This window comes from Flavobacterium aquidurense (genome assembly GCF_002217195.1).
GTDB lineage: Bacteria > Bacteroidota > Bacteroidia > Flavobacteriales > Flavobacteriaceae > Flavobacterium > Flavobacterium frigidimaris.
Genome location: NZ_MUGR01000022.1, coordinates 153,082 through 170,114, shown reverse-complemented (window position 1 = coordinate 170,114; position 17,033 = coordinate 153,082). Strand labels below are relative to the sequence as shown.

The following is a 17,033-nucleotide window of genomic DNA, read 5'->3' as shown; positions in this document are numbered from 1 at the left end:
TTTTTTATCAAATCCTATTGTTTTACAACCACTCAGGCTTTATATTCCCTTTTAAGTAATAGTCAAACCAATCTTCAATTCGCCGGGTCAGATCTTTTTGATTTTTTTTATCCATAAGCACATGACCTTCTCCTGGATACAGCAGCATCGTATGTATTTTTCCAAGGCGTCTTAGGGCCAGATAAAATTCAATACTCTGATAATAATGCACCTGACTATCCTGTTCGCCTGTCCATGACAACAACGGTGTGTTCACTTTATGGGCATGGTAAATTGGCGAGTTTCTCAAATACGACGCGAAATCTTCATACAGAGATCTCCCGATCCTTAACTGCCCAAATTCATACTGCCAAAAATTAGGTTTTTCAAATCCCCATGTTGCCCAAAGATAACCACTTACATAATCGGTAATAGCAGCACCTGCCACTGCGGCTTTAAACATATTGGTTTGCGTGATGATATAATCTGTTTCATATCCACCATAAGAGTGACCTATAAGACCTATACGGGTACTATCAATAGACGATTCACTGCCAATAACGTGCTTAGTTGCTGAAACAACACAATCTACCGCTGAAGATCCCGGGTCCCCAACTTGATAAACAATATCAGGCAAAAAAACGAAGTATCCTTTTGAATTAAAATTAGCAATATTAAATCCTGTCGGGTTTTTCTGTGATGGATTTACAAAGCGATACAATTCTTTGGATTGCTTTTCGTAGACTTGCACTACCATTGGATATTTTGCACCAGCAAGATAATTTGCAGGATAGAACAAGACACCGTTTAAAATACTTCCTTTGGAATTGGTATAAGAAATTAGTTTAGAACATCCCCAATAGTATTTTGCCTGTTGCGAATTGCTTTGAAAAAGCATTTTTGCTTTTGAATTTGATTTCTCTTTAATAAGCAATCTCGGCGATAAATTGTAGTTCTCTTCCTTATAAACATAACTATCATTCTTGGCTGATGCAATAAATTCACTCGTATACATCATCTTGTCTATCAAGGACTGCAATCCAGCTTTTTTATCCCAAAAACAATAGCCTGTATATTCCAAGGCTTCGGCCTTGATCAGCAATCTGTCTTTAGATTCAAATACCCCTTTATAACTTCCGTCATAGTTCATTTTGAAAGACTGCTGGGTTGATTGAGCAACAATTCTGTAAGTGGTTTTATCTTCACGACCACTAGTTAATCGAAGTGCACATCTTCCATCTATTGCGATACTCCAGATATCATATTTATCGTAAACAAAAAGAGTTTTATCACCTTGTATCCATCCCGGATTACCAAAAGGACTAGCCTGTTCCGGCCTATCGGACTCGTTATCTGAAAAGAAAACCCCCAACTCTTTAGTAAGATTTTTGTGCTGCCCACTTACTATATCATAAGCCCACCAATCTCTGTCTTTAAAATAAACAATGTATTTTTCATATACAGAAATAGATATTGCCGCTTCCTTACCCAACTGATTCTGCAACAAAAGTTTGCGGGTACCTGTTTCCAGATCCAAAATATAAATATCAAGAGGAGCTTCACGGTTTTCCTGCGGTTCATATTGCTCAGGATTGTAAAGAAAAGCATATTTTTGGTCAGCGCTTAACATCAATTTCGGAAATTCATTATCTGTAATACGCTTAAAACTATTCCGCTCAGGCCACCACACTGCTACTTTTGCTGCTCTGTCCCAACCATCAATCTGTACTTTAGCAGTATAAAGATATTTATCCTTTGTACTCCAAGTCTGCACCTGTGAGAGATCCACTGGAATTACAGCTTTCTCTAGTCCAAAAAATATTCTTTTGCCATCCTCCGAAATGCTGAGATAGGCAAAAGAAGATGTGATTATTTCCATATCTTCAGGAAAATGATCCTGCGCAGACGGATTAAAACTATAAAACTTATCCTCTGCTAACCTATAGTACCCAACGCAAGTACGGTATGTTTTTTTACTACCTTCCAAAGGGTGTAGTAAAAAAGCTATAGACTTTCCGCCTTTTTGCCAAACTATATCTGAATATTGAAAAGCGTTAGGATTATTGTTTATTATAGTAGTGGTATTATCACGCAAATTAAAAAGCCCGATTGCTGTATTGTTTTCAGATTTTGTCGTATAGATCACAGCATCTCTGCCTGAGTTATACCAATAGTTTTCAATATCTTTTAAGAGCAGGGATTTCTTAGTGACTACATTTTTTAGTTCCAGATCTTTTTTGCCATCTGCCCTCTTTTTTAAAAGGATGATGTCTTTTGTTCCAACTCTTAAATCATATCGGATTACCTCTGCGTTAATCTCTCGCTTTGAAGTTAACAAATCAACAATTACAAGTTCCCCTTTAGAGCTCATCGCAGAAAACCAATTATCAGCGATAAACTCTCCTTTACTTGCTCCAGGAAAACTATAGGTTTTGGTTGCAGTACTATTTTTAACAAATAGGGTATCTTCGCCACTTTCATAAAAAAGAGAAAAACTTACCCATTTTGCACTTTGGCTAAGTTTGCCCACTCTAAGATTACTCCATAAAGAATAGTCCTCTTTTGTAATCTGTTTTTTAGCATTACCTTGTGCAAACCCAAAAGACGGTGTCAAAAGAGTGACCAATATTGTACATCTGACAATCAGTGGTATTCTTCGGAATAATTTATCTATATTGTATTTCATAAAATAGAGTCTTATTTTAATAACCAGGATTTTGAGGTTTTAAATTTGGATTAAGGATTAACTCTGACTCGGGTAGCGGCAATAACTTATCTGTTGTATCCCACCCTGTCTTTAATGGCGATAGCGATTCATCTAAATGATTTGCTCTTTTTAAATCAAAAAAACGATGTCCATATTCTGTAAAGAATTCCACTCTTCTTTCTTGAAGTATAGCCTTAAGCATCTGGGACTGACTCAGAGCCGTGGTTCCTGCAAGACCTGCCGTATGTCTGATTTTATCCAAATCTTCTTTTGCCCCTGCTAGATCTCCTTGCTCAGCGCGGGCTTCACTTCGAATCAGATATTGTTCTGCCAAACGAAATACTATAGAATATTCTAATGAACCAGAAGTATTTGATCTTTGTTTGTATTTATTGGCATGATACCAAGTATCAGTACCCGTAGTAACTTTTGCTATCCAATATTCTTTGCGCTGATCACCCGGTTCAAACGCGTTTATAAGGTTTGTACTTAGAGCCACAAGTGACGGCGGTCCTGCTGTAAATATAAACGTTTCACCTTCCTGCGTGTTTTGTCCATCAACACGAGGCTTAAATTGCCAGATTGTAGTGGTGCTTTCTTTCAAAAACATGTCGCTCAAATTAGTTTGCCAAGTGTATGTCTGGGTATTGTTTAATAGGTAAGATGCGGCATTGGCTGCTTCTGCCCACTGTCTGTTGTACAGATATGCTCTAGCCAACAAAGCCATCGCTACGGATTTATTGGGACGTATACGATCACTGGAAACATACTCTTCAGGCAATAGTGTTACTGCCAATTCGAGATCTTTTATAATATAGGAATACAACTCGGCACAGGGCATCTTTTTTGCTGCTCTATTTTTCTGATATTCGGTTGTGGTTATATAAGGTATATCTCCGTACAGATTCAAAAGATAAAAATGCAGTAGGGACCTGACAAATAATGCCTCTGCTGTTAATTGGTTTTTATCTTTAAGTCCCAGAGCACTCGAAGCACTTACTGCTTCAATAATAGCATTTGCCGCATAAATCTGATTGTAACTGCTACTCCATGAGTTAAAAACCTCTGTATTGGAAGGCAGGATTGCATTGTTGTAGAAATCTCGAGTGGTACCGGAAATATCGCCGTAATAAACTAGTTCATCGCTATAATTTCCCATCTGATTGGACAGCCCTGAAAGATTTCCACTTAAGATACCACTATCTCGCATTTTGGCATAAATACTCACCATAGCAGCATTGGCAGTAGCCTTGTCTTCAAAAACTCCACTCTGGGTGAGCTGGGATGACGGAAGATCCACTTCAACAAAGTTGTCACAGCCCTGTGTAAGAATCATACCTGATATAAGCAATACAACAAGAAAGTTATTAAATGAGATCTCTATTACACGCTCTTGGATAAATAGAAAAATTGATTTCTTTTCCATAATATTTGAATTAAAGGATTAAAAAGTAAACTGAAGCCCTGTTGTAAAAACTTTCAATGGAGGAAGGGCTGTAGTAAATCTGGACTCTGGGTCAGCACCTTTAAAGGAAGTAAACGTAAAGAGATTTTGTCCCTGAAATACCAGTCTACATTTTACTCCTTTAAGCACCTGCTCAGAGATGGTATACGATAAAGACAAATTCTTAAGTCGAACATAAGAGGCATCTGTTATCATAGCATCACTGGCATAATATTTATAAAATGCATCAACTGCCTGGCTATTAACTCCAGTTGAATACTTTTGATGGCTAGCAATATCTCCAGGATTTTGCCAGTGGTCCGTCACCGTTACCGGTTGATTGGTCATAGTGCCAGGTAGGCCTGTACCATATGATCCGCTATAGTTTAGCTGCTTGACAAATTGAAATAGAAAATCCAACTGCCATTTTTTGTAGGTAATTGTATTTTGAAGACCTCCGAAATATTTCGGATTCAGATCACGTATTACCTGTTTATCTTCAACGGCTGTAATTAAACCGTCAGCATTGTAATCTTCAAACTGGTAAACACCTGTTTGTGCATTGATTCCAGTATAATGATATACTTTTTTAATATTTAGTGGCTCCCCAATTACAAACTGATTTTGATAAGTTGATCCTTCAAGATCTGGAAAAGAGAGTAATTTATTGCGAGCAATAGTCAAATTAAAATTACTTGTCCAATTGAAGGATTGTCTTTGAAAATTGACTGTTCTAAGAGTAAGTTCAATTCCCCTATTCTCAACGGTAGCTTCTAAGTTTGCCTGGATGGAATTAAATCCGGTTGTTGCCGGAAGCGGAATGCCAACCAATTGATTTGAAGATCTATTACTGTACCATCCCACCGTTATAAAAATACGGTCTTTAAAAAATCCCGTTTCGATTGCCAACTCCAATTTTTTATTGATTTCCCATCCAAAATTGGGATTAAACAATCGTATTGGTTCCAGACCGATAACACCTCCATAATTATTTCCTGTAGCCTCATAAGTGTTTAAAAATTGATAGTCCCCAATCTGGTCATTTCCAGTCGTGCCATAACTCGCTCTAAATTTTCCAAAGCTTAGAAAATCAAAATTTTCTTTTATAAACTTTTCATTTGAAAACAGCCATGCAGTACCTATGGCACCAAAGGTGGCAAATTGCCTACCTGGACCGAATCTGCTTGAACCATCCCTGCGTCCTGTAAAATTTAAAATGTAACGTTCATTCCATGAAAAATTGACTCTTCCAAAAAAGGCTTGATATCTATAAACCGATTCACTATGCACCAAATCAAAGACATTAAAAGCGGAAGAAAGATTATAAATCAAGCTGTTGCTACTGAATCCATTAGCTTCTTGTACGAGTTGAGTAGCGTTTTGCTGTTGGAAAGTCGAGCCTATTAGAATTTCCGCTTTTCCTTTTCCTATTTTTTTAGACCATGATAATTGAGGTTCTATAATCCAGGATTTTCTTGTGGTATTATTGACATATATCGATGAAAATTCGCTTCCGACTTCGTAAGCAGGGTCATATATTGTAGAGGGCTGTGTACGACTGTCATTAAAACGAGTATCAGTAAAGCCAAAACTTGTTTTGGTTATTAAACCAGGAGTGATTTTATAGGATAACAAGCCATTAGCAAAAAGATCGTTAGTTCTCGAAATGTACTCCCCTTCCAAACTACTAATGGGATTATTCCATGTACTGTTTTCCCAGTTTAGATTACCTTTCTGATCATATAAGGCCGGAGCATTAGGTGCTAAAAGAATTCCTTGTTGGGTAATATCCATTCCCGGTTGATTATTCTGTTGCGCGGTATATCCCATAGAAAAATTGACTTGGAATTTTTTGTTCTCGGATTCATGGTTCATATTTGCAAGCAAATTACCTTTTCTGTAATTGTAATCTCCGGGAAATACAGTTGTTTCTTTATGGAAATTACCATTTAAGAGAAATTGTGTACCGGAAGAACCTCCTGATAACGATGCCTGTACATCGTTAATCTCTGAAGTGCCACCTATAAGCACTTTCTGCCAGTTGGTATAACGATTTTGATCCCATGTACCGTTTACATCATAATCTGTTGGACCATATGCTATACCATCATTTACAAATGCTTGTCTTCGCATTTGCAGGTAATGCTCTGTATTCATCAAATCCATGAGCCGGGTTACTTTTGCTAGTCCTCCAGATACATTTGCTGTGAATTGTGTTTTTCCTGCTTTACCCTTTTTGGTTGTTATAAGTACAACACCATTAGCTCCTCGAGAACCATATATAGCCGTCGCATCAGCATCTTTGAGAACTTCTATGCCTTCAATATCACCTGGATTAATACTATTTAATGGACTCGTTGATCCTTGAAGTACAATCCCTGTGAGATCAGAACCTCCGGAATCCGAAGAATATGGAACACCATCAATAATATAAAGAGGTCTGTTTCCATTAGAACGCAAACTGTTTTGCCCTCTTATCTGAATATCAAAATTACCTCCAGATACACCTGTATTTTGAGTTATACTCACCCCTGCCATTCTTCCCTGCATAGCAGCAAGTACATTTGTAACAGGTTGTTTTTCAATATCCTTTGAACTTATTTTTGAAATACTTCCTGTACGCTGACTTTCTTTTACAGAATAATAGCCTGCATTGATTTTGACTTCCTGAAGTGCCGTCGCATCTTCCTGCATCTGAACATTAATTGTTAAATGTCGAGCAACTGGAATCTCTATGGTTTTGTAACCGATGTAAGTAAAAATTAGAATATCAGAAAATGATACCGTTATATTATATTTACCGTCAAAATCTGTCACGACAGTATTTCTTTGGTTTTTTATAGAAATAATCACCCCTGAAAGGGGGACTACACCATCAGTCACTATACCCGTGACCCGAATTTGTTGTTGCTGTTGTACAGAAGAGAATTGCAAGGTATTCCTTGCTAGGGTTGGCGTGCAAAAGAGATAAAACCCGAAAATAAACGGATACCAAAGTAGCACCAACCCTTTGCTCAATGAAAAAATTTTCATAATTTTGGGATTAGTTAATTTGAAACGAAAGTTTTTATTAATTCAGCCCTCTAAACTTGTTTGATCACGGATTAGAGGGCTTTCTGTTTGTAATAGCCTGTACTGAAATAAGACTAATTCAAAATAACAAATAAAACGGTACAGGACTTGAGAAGATATTATTCCTTTTTTTATTCCATAGGCATACGAAAGGTTAAGTGATTAAATTAACTATTACTTTAAAACTATCAAATACTACAGAAGTTTGCTATGAATAAAAGTGGAGTAAGATTTTAAATTTGAGCCAAAAAAAAAGAGGCGCGGAACTCAACTTATTGCATCAGAGGTACTAGTATACCGTACGCGCGAATAAGTGAGCCCACACCCCTTAAGGCGTGAGCAATTACACTTATCATCCCGCGCGTTTAAAATTACTAGTTTTCTGATGCGAGATTCAAAGCGAACGCTTCAAATATTTTATATGAAGTATCGCAAAATTACAATTCATAAATGAATTTAAAACAAATATACGAAAATTAATATAACATACTCATAGGTATGTGATATTAATTAATGTATTCGCTTCATTGCTACTTAATTAATTAGCAATATGATTATAGAGATAATAATATCAGAACTAGATTTTTACATAATTGAAAAGATACGAGAAGTTAGACTTAAAGCCAACCCAAGTATTGACCAAGTAGAATTAGCACAGCGATTGGGCTTATCCGAAGGATACATCGGCAGGATTGAAAATTTAAAAGTCAATGCAAAATATAACATCAGATTACTTGCAAGAATAGCAAAAGCTCTAAATATAGGCTCTTATCAAGAATTATTACCAACCAGTATTTTACCTAACGACATGGTAAGGATTAGATTACAATTACTAGAAATACCGTCTCGAAAGCATAAAACAGAAAACAACAAAGAAGTAGTAAAAAGATTAAAAGAAATATCGAAGACTCCATTAACAGATGAAGAATATGAATTTTTAAAATCTAACAAAAAAGAAGACAAAGAAAAAGTTAAATACTTGACGATAATTAATTAAGAGCGACACCATCTGCATTACCAGATAAATCTCTCAAAAAAAAGGTCAAAAAAAAAAAAAAAAGAACAAAAATAATACCTAGATTATATCCTTATATAAAAATAACTCATAATTTAAATTAACAACTTCGGAGGAATTTATAACACCGATAATAACAAACATATTACCTCTATTAAATTAGCACATTGGTATAAACTGTGAAGAAATCACGTTTTAAAAATTTTAATACTAACCCAATACGCATAACTTTAATTTCTTCTTATTCAGATTATCTAATATTTTTGGCTAATCCCGGATCAAGACATATTGTTGTGGGGAAATATTAAAACCTAGATATTTGCATTTCCAAATTATTTCCCAATGCAAGATTCTTTTATCGATATCCTAAAGCTATTACTACCTGAGATAGTAGTAGATTATTTTGAACTTACGACTTATAAAAAGGAAGATGAAACACTTCATCTTTATCTAAAAGAAATTAATTCGATACCAAAAGAACACAGAGAATCTAAATTAAGTTCAAAAGGATTCTTTGAAGAGATAACGGTTCAGGATTTTCCTATCCGTGGACATCAGGTATATCTGCATATCACTAGAAGAAGATGGCTTAATGAAGATACCGGAAAAATAGTTTTTAGAAATTGGAATTTAGTAGCAGACGGAACTCGTGTAACTCAGGAGTTTGCGTCTTTTTTAAAAGAGATCAATAGATTCCAGTCCAAGTGATTGTACTACCATTGCTTCTTTTTACGGAGTTTCTGGTAGGAATTTGCAATGCCAATATAAAGATTTCTTAAGTGATTTTAAAGTTTGGGATCAAATCTCGCATGCAAAAAAATGGCTTCTTTTCCCCAAAAATATTGGAAAACGCTTATCAATAGACGAAACTTCTCTTTCTAATGGTGAGCTCTATACTATTTTAACCAACAAATCTGGAAAAGGCAGAAAAGGAACTATAGTAGCAATGGTTGCAGGAACTAAAGCAGAAGCAGTTATTGCGGTTATTGAAAAAATCCCGCTTAAAGAACGAAATCTAGTTAAAGAAATTACTTTGGATATGGCTGGCAATATGGGATTAATTGCAAAGAAATGCTTTCCTAATGCAATCCGCGTCACAGATCGCTTTCATGTTCAAAAGTTAGCGATAGAAGCACTACAGGAAATCAGAATAAAATACCGATGGCAAGCCATAGATCTGGAAAATGAAACAACAGAAAGAGCCAGGAAGTCAAATGTGAATTTTGAACCTAAAATACTCTCTAACGGTGACACCCTTAAACAGTTATTAGCCAGAAGTCGATACTTCTTATATAAAACCAAGTCGAAATGGACTAAAAACCAATTAGAACGTGCTAGGTTATTATTTGAATTGTATCCTGATATTCAAAAAGGATACAGTCTAACTCAAGAGCTTCGCGGAATCTTCGAGAATACAAAAGATAAAATCATAGGCTTTGCCAAACTAGCCAAATGGCACGAAAAAGTAAATCAATCTGGATTTAAATCTTTTGGTACAATATCCCGAACAATTATAAATCACTATCAAACGATATTGAATTATTTTGACAACAGAAGTACTAATGCGTCTGCAGAATCTTTCAATGCTAAAATAAAAGCTTTTAGATCCAAATTCAGAGGTGTTAGAAATGTAGAATTCTTCCTCTTTAGACTAACCAATATTTATGCTTAATTTTTGCTGCTCCACAGATTTTCGTGTTGATCCCTAATCCCCAAGCTTTGCGTTTGATCCCAAAACAATTTCAATTTATTCCAAAAAAAAAAACCACCACTAAAAAGTGATGGTTTTCCGTTGAGCCGGCGGAGGGACTCGAACCCACGACCTGCTGATTACAAATCAGCTGCTCTAGCCAACTGAGCTACGCTGGCGACTCATTACGGGTGCAAATATAAAGTGGATTTTTGTATTTTCCAAAATAAATTTACTGCTTATTTTAATAAAAAACCACCACTATAAGTGATGGCTTTATGTTGAGCCGGCGGAGGGACTCGAACCCACGACCTGCTGATTACAAATCAGCTGCTCTAGCCAACTGAGCTACGCTGGCGACTCATTACGGGTGCAAATATAAAGCGGTTTTTCGTTTTACCAAAATAAATTTGCACTTTTTTTATACTTTTTTTGCTTACAATTCGTTGATTTCAGCAATCAATTGATTAGCAGTTTCTTCCAATTCAACATTGATTTGTTTGAAGTGTGCTTTTTTGTTTTCAACATTCTTAGCATTCACTTTTGTGATCAAAGTATCAAATGCAGCAATAGCCTGATCGATCAAAGCATTCGTTTCCGGAGTAGGATTTCCTGACGTAGACATTTCGAATAAGTAAATTGCTTCAATAATATCTCCTAATACGAAGTTGATGTCTTTCTTTAAATTTTTAACGTTTGCCATTTTTATTTTTATTTTAATTTGCGACTGCAAAAATACATATAATCTTTCTATTAAGCGCTATGAAATGTAAATTTCTAAAATAGAAGCTTTTCCGCTCAAAATAAATGCATTTATCTCAGCCGGAACTAAAACGGTATCTCCTTTTATGTACGATTGTTTGAAACCATCAAATTCAATTTCAAAACTTCCCTCGATACACATATATACCGTAAAAGTTTCACCTGATTTAGCTACCTCAACTTTATCTTCTAAAGGAATAAAATTGGTAGTAAAATAAGGGCAGTCAACCACTACGTTAGAAGTATTCGTTTTTGTATCGTATTTCTTTTGTGTATCTACCTTATTATAATTGATAGCATCGAGCGCTAAATCTACATGAAGTTCTCTTGTATTTCCGTTAGCATCTTTTCTGTCAAAATCATACAAACGATATGTGATATCTGATGTTTGTTGAATTTCAGCTACCACCAATCCTGCTCCGATAGCGTGAACAGTCCCTGTTTCTAAAAAGAAAACATCACCCGCTTTTGCTTTTACATCATCTAAAATCGAAACCAGGGTTTTATCATTCAAATGTTTCAGGTACTCTTCTTTACTTGAATTTTCCTTAAAACCCACAATGATTCTGGCATCAGCATTGGCTTGCATTACATACCACATTTCGGTTTTACCAAAAGAATTGTGACGTTCTTTAGCCAATTTATCATTTGGGTGCACTTGTATCGAAAGATCTTCGCGTGCATCTAAATATTTAAAAAGCAATGGAAACTGTTTTCCAAAACGACTGTAAACTTTTGTTCCCAAAATTTCATTTGGCATTTTATCGATCAGTTCCATCAACGATTTACCTTTCAGGATTCCGTTCGAAACAACACTTACATCACCTTCTACGGTAGACAATTCCCAGCTTTCGCCAGTTATCTTAGAAGTGATTGGTTTATTCAGGATTGTCTTTAGTTTTTCTCCGCCCCAGATTCTGTCTTTCAAAATGGGTTCAAATTGTAACGGGTATGATTTTGGGTTCATCTTTTTAAGGATAATGTCTTTATTATTTTAATATCAATTTGATACTATTTTCTATTTCTACAATACTAATTCTTTGACTGTTTCAAGTGCTTTCGGAATATGTTTTCCGGCATTCATACTATCAAAAATCAAAATAACAACACCATTTTTGTCAATTACATACGTCACTCTTCCAGGCAAAAGACCAAATAAAGTATCGCGGACACCAAAAATGTGTCGTAATTTTTTGTCTTCATCAGACAAGAGTATAAAAGGCAATTGATGTTTGTTGGCAAATTTTTGATGTGATTTTACACTATCGCTGCTTATACCAATAACTTCTGCACCTAAAGCTGCAAAATCTTCGTACTGGTCTCTGAAACTACAAGCTTCAGTAGTACATCCCGGCGTATTATCTTTTGGGTAAAAATAAATCACAAGAGGTTTTCGCCCCAAAACACTTTGGCTTTCAAAAACTTCTCCATGACTATCCTTTGCAGTAAAATTCGGAACTATATCTCCTATTTTTAGTGACATTTATTATTCTCCTTTATAAGTTACAAAATTACGGTCCGTTTCATTCAAAACGATTTCTAAGTCAAAATCAGGTTGAATTCTTTTTCTAATTTTATTCCATATCACAACAGCAATGTTTTCAGCTGTTGGATTCAAATCTTGAAATTCCGGAACATCCAGATTCAAATTTTTGTGATCAAACGGAATTTCCACTTCTTCGTGTATAATATCCGCCAATACTTTCACATCTACAACAAAACCAGTTTCCGGGTCAATTTTTCCTGTAACACTTACTGTTAAACCATAATTATGACCATGAAAATTGGGATTATTACATTTTCCAAAAACAGCATTGTTTTTTTCAGATGTCCAATCTTTTCTGTGCAATCGATGTGCAGCATTAAAATGCGCTTTTCTTGATATGGTTACTTTCATTTGGGTAGCTGGTTAGTCTGGTTAAAGCTTATGATCTTCTAAATAATGATCGAATTCATCAAATATTATTTTAAACCACACGGTATAAATTTCAGGATGTTTCTCAATATCAGCTTTTACATCTTCGATCTTCATCCATTTCCAATCTTCTACTTCTTCAGGGTTTATGGCCGGATCATCATTATAATATCCAATCATAACATGATCGAGTTCATGCTCTGTTAAACCATTATCAAAAGGTGCTTTATAAATAAAATGAAAAAGCTCCTTTAATTCGGCTTTAAAACCCATTTCTTCAAACAATCTTCTGCTTCCGGCTTCGACATTTGTCTCTCCCTCACGCTGATGACTACAGCATGTATTGGTCCAGAGTAAAGGCGAATGGTATTTTTGATGAGCGCGTTGCTGCAGCATAATCTCGTTTTTATCATTTAAAATAAAAACTGAAAAAGCGCGATGCAAAACAGCTTTTTCATGTGCTTCTAATTTTGGCATTAAGCCAATTTGCTCATCGTTTTGATTTACTAATATTACGTTTTCTTCTATCATAGGGCTTATTGATCAAACAAAAATACGAAAAAAGAAATGGCTTGAAAATCCTGACGGAGATTGTGAAAAGTTTAACGAGCCTGATACTTTGCAAAAAACTGACTTACAACAAAATACAATTATTTTAAACCCTAAAATCCTTTAATAACAAGACTTAAAACTAAAACTATCTATTTTACGTACATATTAAAAGTTAAAACATACTTAAAAAAATCTGAATTGTAAAGCAGACGACATTTCAAGGCGAAATCTCGTCGTATCTTTGAAAAACAGAATTAAAGCACTCAAAAAAAATGAAAACGAAAACTCAAATCTTCAGTCTTTGCTTTTTAATTCCGCTCTTTATTTTGCAGGCATGTGGACAAAGCGCGAAAAAACAAAATACAAAATCAGTGGTTATGGAAAACAAAATCAACAAACCAGGAAATCCTTATTATTCGAATACCGATACGACAAAACTCAATGTTACGAATGCTGAGTGGAAAAAAGTATTACCAGAAGATGTTTATGACGTAATGCGAAATGCAGATACCGAAAGACCATTTACGGGAAAATACTGGAATACAGACGAAAAAGGAACTTACTATTGCGCTTCTTGCGGCAACTTACTTTTCCGTTCCGGTGCCAAATTCGCCAGCAGCTGCGGGTGGCCCAGCTTTTTTGAGCAGGACAATAAAAAAAGTGTGGTTTACAAAAATGACAACTCTCTTGGCATGGAAAGAACCGAAGCTTTATGCGGTCGCTGCGGAGGACATTTAGGCCATTTATTTGATGACGGACCTGAGCCAACCGGAAAACGATATTGCATGAATTCGATTGCACTAGACTTTATACCTGATTCTAAATAAAACAACGATGAAAAATATATTTCTAATTGCCATTTTCGCATTATCCCTAAACGGATTCTCGCAAAGTAACAAACCAAAAACTGCCTCAAATCTGGAAACCATCACGCTTGGCGGAGGCTGTTACTGGTGCGTTGAAGCTGTTTATGAAAATCTGGACGGCGTAAAATCTGTCGTTTCCGGTTTCTCCGGAGGTAAAGCCGCCAACCCAACTTATGAGGAAGTTTGCACAGGAACAACCGGACACGCCGAAGTAGTTCAGATTACTTTTGATAAAAACGTGACGGATATTAATGAAATCTTCAAGGTTTTCTTTACCGTTCACGATCCTACAACGCTAAACCGACAAGGCGCAGATGTTGGAACTCAATATCGCTCTGTGATTTTCTATAAAAATGCCGAACAAAAAAAAGCGGCCGAAAGTATTATAGCCGAACTAAACAAAGCAAAAGTATACAACAGCCCTATTGTGACAAAAACAGAACCTTTTAAAGCATTTTATAAAGCCGAAGATTATCACCAGAATTATTATGCGAACAATAAAAACCAGCCGTATTGCAAAATGGTAATCCAGCCGAAAATCGAGAAATTCGAAAAAGTCTTCAAAGACAAACTAAAAAAGAAATAACAGACTTTTATATTGGTTAATAATAGTTGCCGTTCATGAAAATGAACGGTTTTTTTATGTTTTTTTCCCACAGATTAGAAGATTTTCACAGATTACAATCAAATTGAACCAAGTGTTAAAAATCATTTTAATCCATTTAATCTGTGGCAATAAGAATGATTTTTACCGTACTTTGCATCTCTAAACACACTATAAATGAAAGCACTTACCTTCTCTTCTTTCGGGAATTCAGATGTTTTAGAATATATCGAAATTCCGAATCCTGAATTAAAAAGCGATGAGATTTTAGTCGAAATGAAAGCCATCGGATTAAATTTTGCTGATGTTTACCGACGCAAAGGAAATTATCATTTAAAAGGGAATCCGCCTTTTATTGCGGGCTATGAAGGTGCCGGAATTATTGTGAATGCAAACAATCATCCGGAATATAAAATTGGAGATCGCGTGGCTTTCGCCGATGTTCCTTTTGCAAATGCAGAATTAGTAGCCGTAAATACAAACCATGTTCTTCCTTTGCCGGAAGCCATTTCTTTCGAAACTGCCGCTTCCATTTTATTGCAAGGCCTGACAGCACATTATTTAGCAACAGACAGTCACAAAACCACAAAAGGCGAAACAATATTGATTCATGCCGTTGCTGGTGGAGTCGGGCAATTGCTGACTCAAATCAGTAAGTCACTAGGCGCTAATGTTATTGGCCTGACCTCATCTTCTGACAAGGCCAAAGTTGCCATTGAACAAGGAGCTGATCATGTTTTCCTATACAATGAAGATTGGAAATCAGCTATTTTTAAAGTGATTAAAAAAGGTGTCGATGTTGTTTACGACAGCATCGGAAGTACTTTAATGGATAGTTTTGAAGTGACCAAAGAATGCGGACAAGTCGTTTTCTTTGGAATGGCCGGCGGAAATCCTGAACCTGTAGATCCCAGAATGTTAATGGATACTTCTAAAACCTTAACAGGTGGCGACTTGTGGAGCTACTTAGTTTCTAAAGAAGAAAGAATCAAAAGAGCCAGTCAATTATTTGACTGGATTATCGAAGGAAAAATCAAACTTTCTGAACCTACTTCTTTCAAATTATCAGAAGGAAAACTGGCGCATGATTATCTGGAAAGCCGAAAAAGTACCGGAAAAATAATTTTGATTCCTTAACAGAACTAAATATTTTTTTTCGCCACAAATTCACGAATTATTTGCAATGCATTTTCACGCAGATTTTGCAGATTCAAGCTGATATCCGCAGATTTAAAACTAAATTTTCAACCAATCTTATAATCTGCAAAATCTGCGTGAAAATTAATTAGTAAATTGCTTCGCCTATTTGCTATCGCTCGGGTCATGGCAATTAATCACAAACTATCTACCTCAATTTTTGTCAATTCAGACAATTGTAAAATTCTGGGAACATCATTTTTATTCGCCACAAAAAACAAATAGTTATCACCGTGAGTATCATAACTCATCAATTCTAATCCTCGTTGCTCTAATGCTGACTGAATGTAAGGAAACAAATCATGACTGTAGGTTTCTTCCGGATAATCGAAATTAAGATCTTCGCCTATCATTTCCGAAATGAAATATTCCGCATCTTCAGGGTCAAATTTCCAGTCGCTGTTCCAGGCATCAATACTTTCGAAGAAATCCCATTGCCCCTGAACAATTTCGTGATATTCCGTATGCCCTTTTTTAAAATTCTTTAAAAGTTTCTTTGATTGCCTCTGAACTAATTTTTCGTCTACATCTCCCCTTGAAACCAATTTTATAAATTCTTCAAAAGTCTCCTGCGTAACCTCAACCTCTTCGGGCAATAAATTTTCCTGTGAAGGAAGCTCAATACTTTCCGGTAATTCGATATTCAGATGCTGGCAAATTCCCTGCAAAATCCTTTCAAACTCTTTGAAACCTAATTTTTGAGCATCATTTTTTGGCTCCTTTATATCAATAGCTTCCGCATCTAATATTCCTTTTGTATAATCAAGAAAATAACTATTGTTATAAAGCATTTTGAAATCGTTTGTTTCCAAACTATTCGTACAACAAAAGAAGATGACAAAATTATGCAGAATATGCTTCAGATACTTTTTCGCTTCCGCAGTTGGCTCTGTATAAAACTGAATATGAATATAGTCATACTCTAATTCCTGAAGCATTTGTTCCTCAGAAACAGGCCCTATATTAATCTTTTTATAGATTTCGTTTAAAACTTCGTAAGCATTTTTGAAACCGTTTTTCTTAATCTCAGCTCTTCCTTCGTCATGATCAAAAGAACTTGGAAACGAATACAGACTTACAGAAACCGTATCATGAACTCCTTTCATTTTAAATTCAAAATTATTATTCCCGTTATACAACTCTGAATAAATAACATCCATAACATCAAACGAAACGATCGATTTTGGATCATTATTTCTACCAAACAAATTCAAAAAAAAGTCTTTCATC

15 protein-coding genes and 2 tRNA genes are annotated in these 17,033 nt (G+C 35.6%); 6 read left to right on the top strand and 11 right to left on the bottom strand.

Annotation, left to right across the window (positions count from 1 at the left end; genetic code table 11):
* Window positions 1-22: 22 nt before the first annotated feature.
* The 3 genes from B0A67_RS11990 to B0A67_RS11980 are packed head-to-tail and all read right to left on the bottom strand — an operon-like array spanning window position 23 to window position 7,163.
* On the bottom strand, window positions 23-2,665 hold the full coding sequence (locus B0A67_RS11990) for a S9 family peptidase (protein WP_072960862.1): 2,643 nt from the start codon (window positions 2,663-2,665) through the stop codon (window positions 23-25).
* Window positions 2,666-2,681: 16 nt separating this feature from the next.
* The gene (locus B0A67_RS11985; protein WP_242670955.1) at window positions 2,682-4,112 is read right to left on the bottom strand and encodes a RagB/SusD family nutrient uptake outer membrane protein; all 1,431 of its coding nucleotides are present in this window, start codon (window positions 4,110-4,112) and stop codon (window positions 2,682-2,684) included.
* A gap of 18 nt (window positions 4,113-4,130) precedes the next feature.
* Window positions 4,131-7,163 (bottom strand): SusC/RagA family TonB-linked outer membrane protein, encoded by a 3,033-nt coding sequence (locus tag B0A67_RS11980; RefSeq protein ID WP_072960858.1) that lies wholly within the window; start codon window positions 7,161-7,163, stop codon window positions 4,131-4,133.
* 589 nt (window positions 7,164-7,752) lie between these two features.
* Between B0A67_RS11980 and B0A67_RS11975 the strand changes: the two genes are divergently transcribed.
* From B0A67_RS11975 to B0A67_RS11965, 3 genes are all read left to right on the top strand, one after another.
* Window positions 7,753-8,199, top strand: a complete 447-nt coding sequence (locus tag B0A67_RS11975) for a helix-turn-helix domain-containing protein (protein WP_072960855.1) — start codon at window positions 7,753-7,755, stop codon at window positions 8,197-8,199.
* A 360-nt stretch (window positions 8,200-8,559) separates the two neighbouring features.
* On the top strand, window positions 8,560-8,925 hold the full coding sequence (locus B0A67_RS11970; protein ID WP_072960851.1) for an ISAon1 family transposase N-terminal region protein: 366 nt from the start codon (window positions 8,560-8,562) through the stop codon (window positions 8,923-8,925).
* Window positions 8,906-9,889, top strand: a complete 984-nt coding sequence (locus B0A67_RS11965) for an ISAon1 family transposase (RefSeq protein WP_072960847.1) — start codon at window positions 8,906-8,908, stop codon at window positions 9,887-9,889. The genes B0A67_RS11970 and B0A67_RS11965 overlap by 20 nt, the downstream gene beginning before the upstream one ends.
* A 123-nt stretch (window positions 9,890-10,012) precedes the next feature.
* Here the strand turns inward: B0A67_RS11965 and B0A67_RS11960 are convergent.
* From B0A67_RS11960 to idi, 7 genes are all read right to left on the bottom strand, one after another.
* Window positions 10,013-10,086, bottom strand: a tRNA-Thr gene (locus tag B0A67_RS11960).
* A gap of 105 nt (window positions 10,087-10,191) precedes the next feature.
* Window positions 10,192-10,265 (bottom strand) — tRNA-Thr (locus B0A67_RS11955).
* A gap of 78 nt (window positions 10,266-10,343) precedes the next feature.
* Window positions 10,344-10,610, bottom strand: coding sequence for a hypothetical protein (locus B0A67_RS11950; RefSeq protein WP_072960844.1), 267 nt, complete (start codon window positions 10,608-10,610; stop codon window positions 10,344-10,346).
* A 57-nt stretch (window positions 10,611-10,667) separates the two neighbouring features.
* Entirely contained in the window at window positions 10,668-11,636 is a 969-nt protein-coding gene (locus tag B0A67_RS11945; RefSeq protein WP_072960841.1) for a type I phosphomannose isomerase catalytic subunit, read from the bottom strand.
* Window positions 11,637-11,693: 57 nt separating this feature from the next.
* Complete coding sequence (locus tag B0A67_RS11940) at window positions 11,694-12,152, bottom strand: peroxiredoxin (protein WP_072960837.1); 459 nt, start codon at window positions 12,150-12,152, stop codon at window positions 11,694-11,696.
* Window positions 12,153-12,155: 3 nt separating this feature from the next.
* Window positions 12,156-12,566, bottom strand: coding sequence for a 6-pyruvoyl trahydropterin synthase family protein (locus B0A67_RS11935; protein ID WP_072960834.1), 411 nt, complete (start codon window positions 12,564-12,566; stop codon window positions 12,156-12,158).
* A gap of 21 nt (window positions 12,567-12,587) precedes the next feature.
* A complete protein-coding gene (gene idi, locus B0A67_RS11930; protein WP_072960831.1) occupies window positions 12,588-13,115 on the bottom strand; it encodes an isopentenyl-diphosphate Delta-isomerase in 528 nt (175 codons plus the stop codon).
* A 293-nt stretch (window positions 13,116-13,408) separates the two neighbouring features.
* Here idi and msrB point away from each other — a divergent pair, with 293 nt between their 5' ends.
* From msrB to B0A67_RS11915, 3 genes are all read left to right on the top strand, one after another.
* Window positions 13,409-13,963 (top strand): peptide-methionine (R)-S-oxide reductase MsrB, encoded by a 555-nt coding sequence (msrB, locus tag B0A67_RS11925; protein ID WP_072960828.1) that lies wholly within the window; start codon window positions 13,409-13,411, stop codon window positions 13,961-13,963.
* Between the two features lie 7 nt (window positions 13,964-13,970).
* Entirely contained in the window at window positions 13,971-14,588 is a 618-nt protein-coding gene (gene msrA / locus B0A67_RS11920) for a peptide-methionine (S)-S-oxide reductase MsrA (RefSeq protein WP_072960824.1), read from the top strand.
* Between the two features lie 195 nt (window positions 14,589-14,783).
* Complete coding sequence (locus tag B0A67_RS11915) at window positions 14,784-15,743, top strand: quinone oxidoreductase family protein (protein WP_072960821.1); 960 nt, start codon at window positions 14,784-14,786, stop codon at window positions 15,741-15,743.
* Window positions 15,744-15,940: 197 nt separating this feature from the next.
* On the opposite strand, the gene B0A67_RS11910 is transcribed toward B0A67_RS11915, so the two are convergent.
* The gene (locus B0A67_RS11910) at window positions 15,941-17,032 is read right to left on the bottom strand and encodes a DUF6630 family protein (RefSeq protein ID WP_072960818.1); all 1,092 of its coding nucleotides are present in this window, start codon (window positions 17,030-17,032) and stop codon (window positions 15,941-15,943) included.
* Window position 17,033: the final 1 nt, after the last annotated feature.

Coding starts and splice junctions, on each gene's coding strand:
- B0A67_RS11935 (WP_072960834.1), bottom strand. CDS start 12,566: ATGAAAGTAACCATATCAAGAAAAGCGCATTTTAATGCTGCACATCGA.
- B0A67_RS11945 (WP_072960841.1), bottom strand. CDS start 11,636: ATGAACCCAAAATCATACCCGTTACAATTTGAACCCATTTTGAAAGAC.
- B0A67_RS11940 (WP_072960837.1), bottom strand. CDS start 12,152: ATGTCACTAAAAATAGGAGATATAGTTCCGAATTTTACTGCAAAGGAT.
- idi (WP_072960831.1), bottom strand. CDS start 13,115: ATGATAGAAGAAAACGTAATATTAGTAAATCAAAACGATGAGCAAATT.
- B0A67_RS11910 (WP_072960818.1), bottom strand. CDS start 17,032: ATGAAAGACTTTTTTTTGAATTTGTTTGGTAGAAATAATGATCCAAAA.
- B0A67_RS11985 (WP_242670955.1), bottom strand. CDS start 4,112: ATGGAAAAGAAATCAATTTTTCTATTTATCCAAGAGCGTGTAATAGAG.
- B0A67_RS11980 (WP_072960858.1), bottom strand. CDS start 7,163: ATGAAAATTTTTTCATTGAGCAAAGGGTTGGTGCTACTTTGGTATCCG.
- msrB (WP_072960828.1), top strand. CDS start 13,409: ATGAAAACGAAAACTCAAATCTTCAGTCTTTGCTTTTTAATTCCGCTC.
- msrA (WP_072960824.1), top strand. CDS start 13,971: ATGAAAAATATATTTCTAATTGCCATTTTCGCATTATCCCTAAACGGA.
- B0A67_RS11915 (WP_072960821.1), top strand. CDS start 14,784: ATGAAAGCACTTACCTTCTCTTCTTTCGGGAATTCAGATGTTTTAGAA.
- B0A67_RS11950 (WP_072960844.1), bottom strand. CDS start 10,610: ATGGCAAACGTTAAAAATTTAAAGAAAGACATCAACTTCGTATTAGGA.
- B0A67_RS11990 (WP_072960862.1), bottom strand. CDS start 2,665: ATGAAATACAATATAGATAAATTATTCCGAAGAATACCACTGATTGTC.
- B0A67_RS11970 (WP_072960851.1), top strand. CDS start 8,560: ATGCAAGATTCTTTTATCGATATCCTAAAGCTATTACTACCTGAGATA.
- B0A67_RS11975 (WP_072960855.1), top strand. CDS start 7,753: ATGATTATAGAGATAATAATATCAGAACTAGATTTTTACATAATTGAA.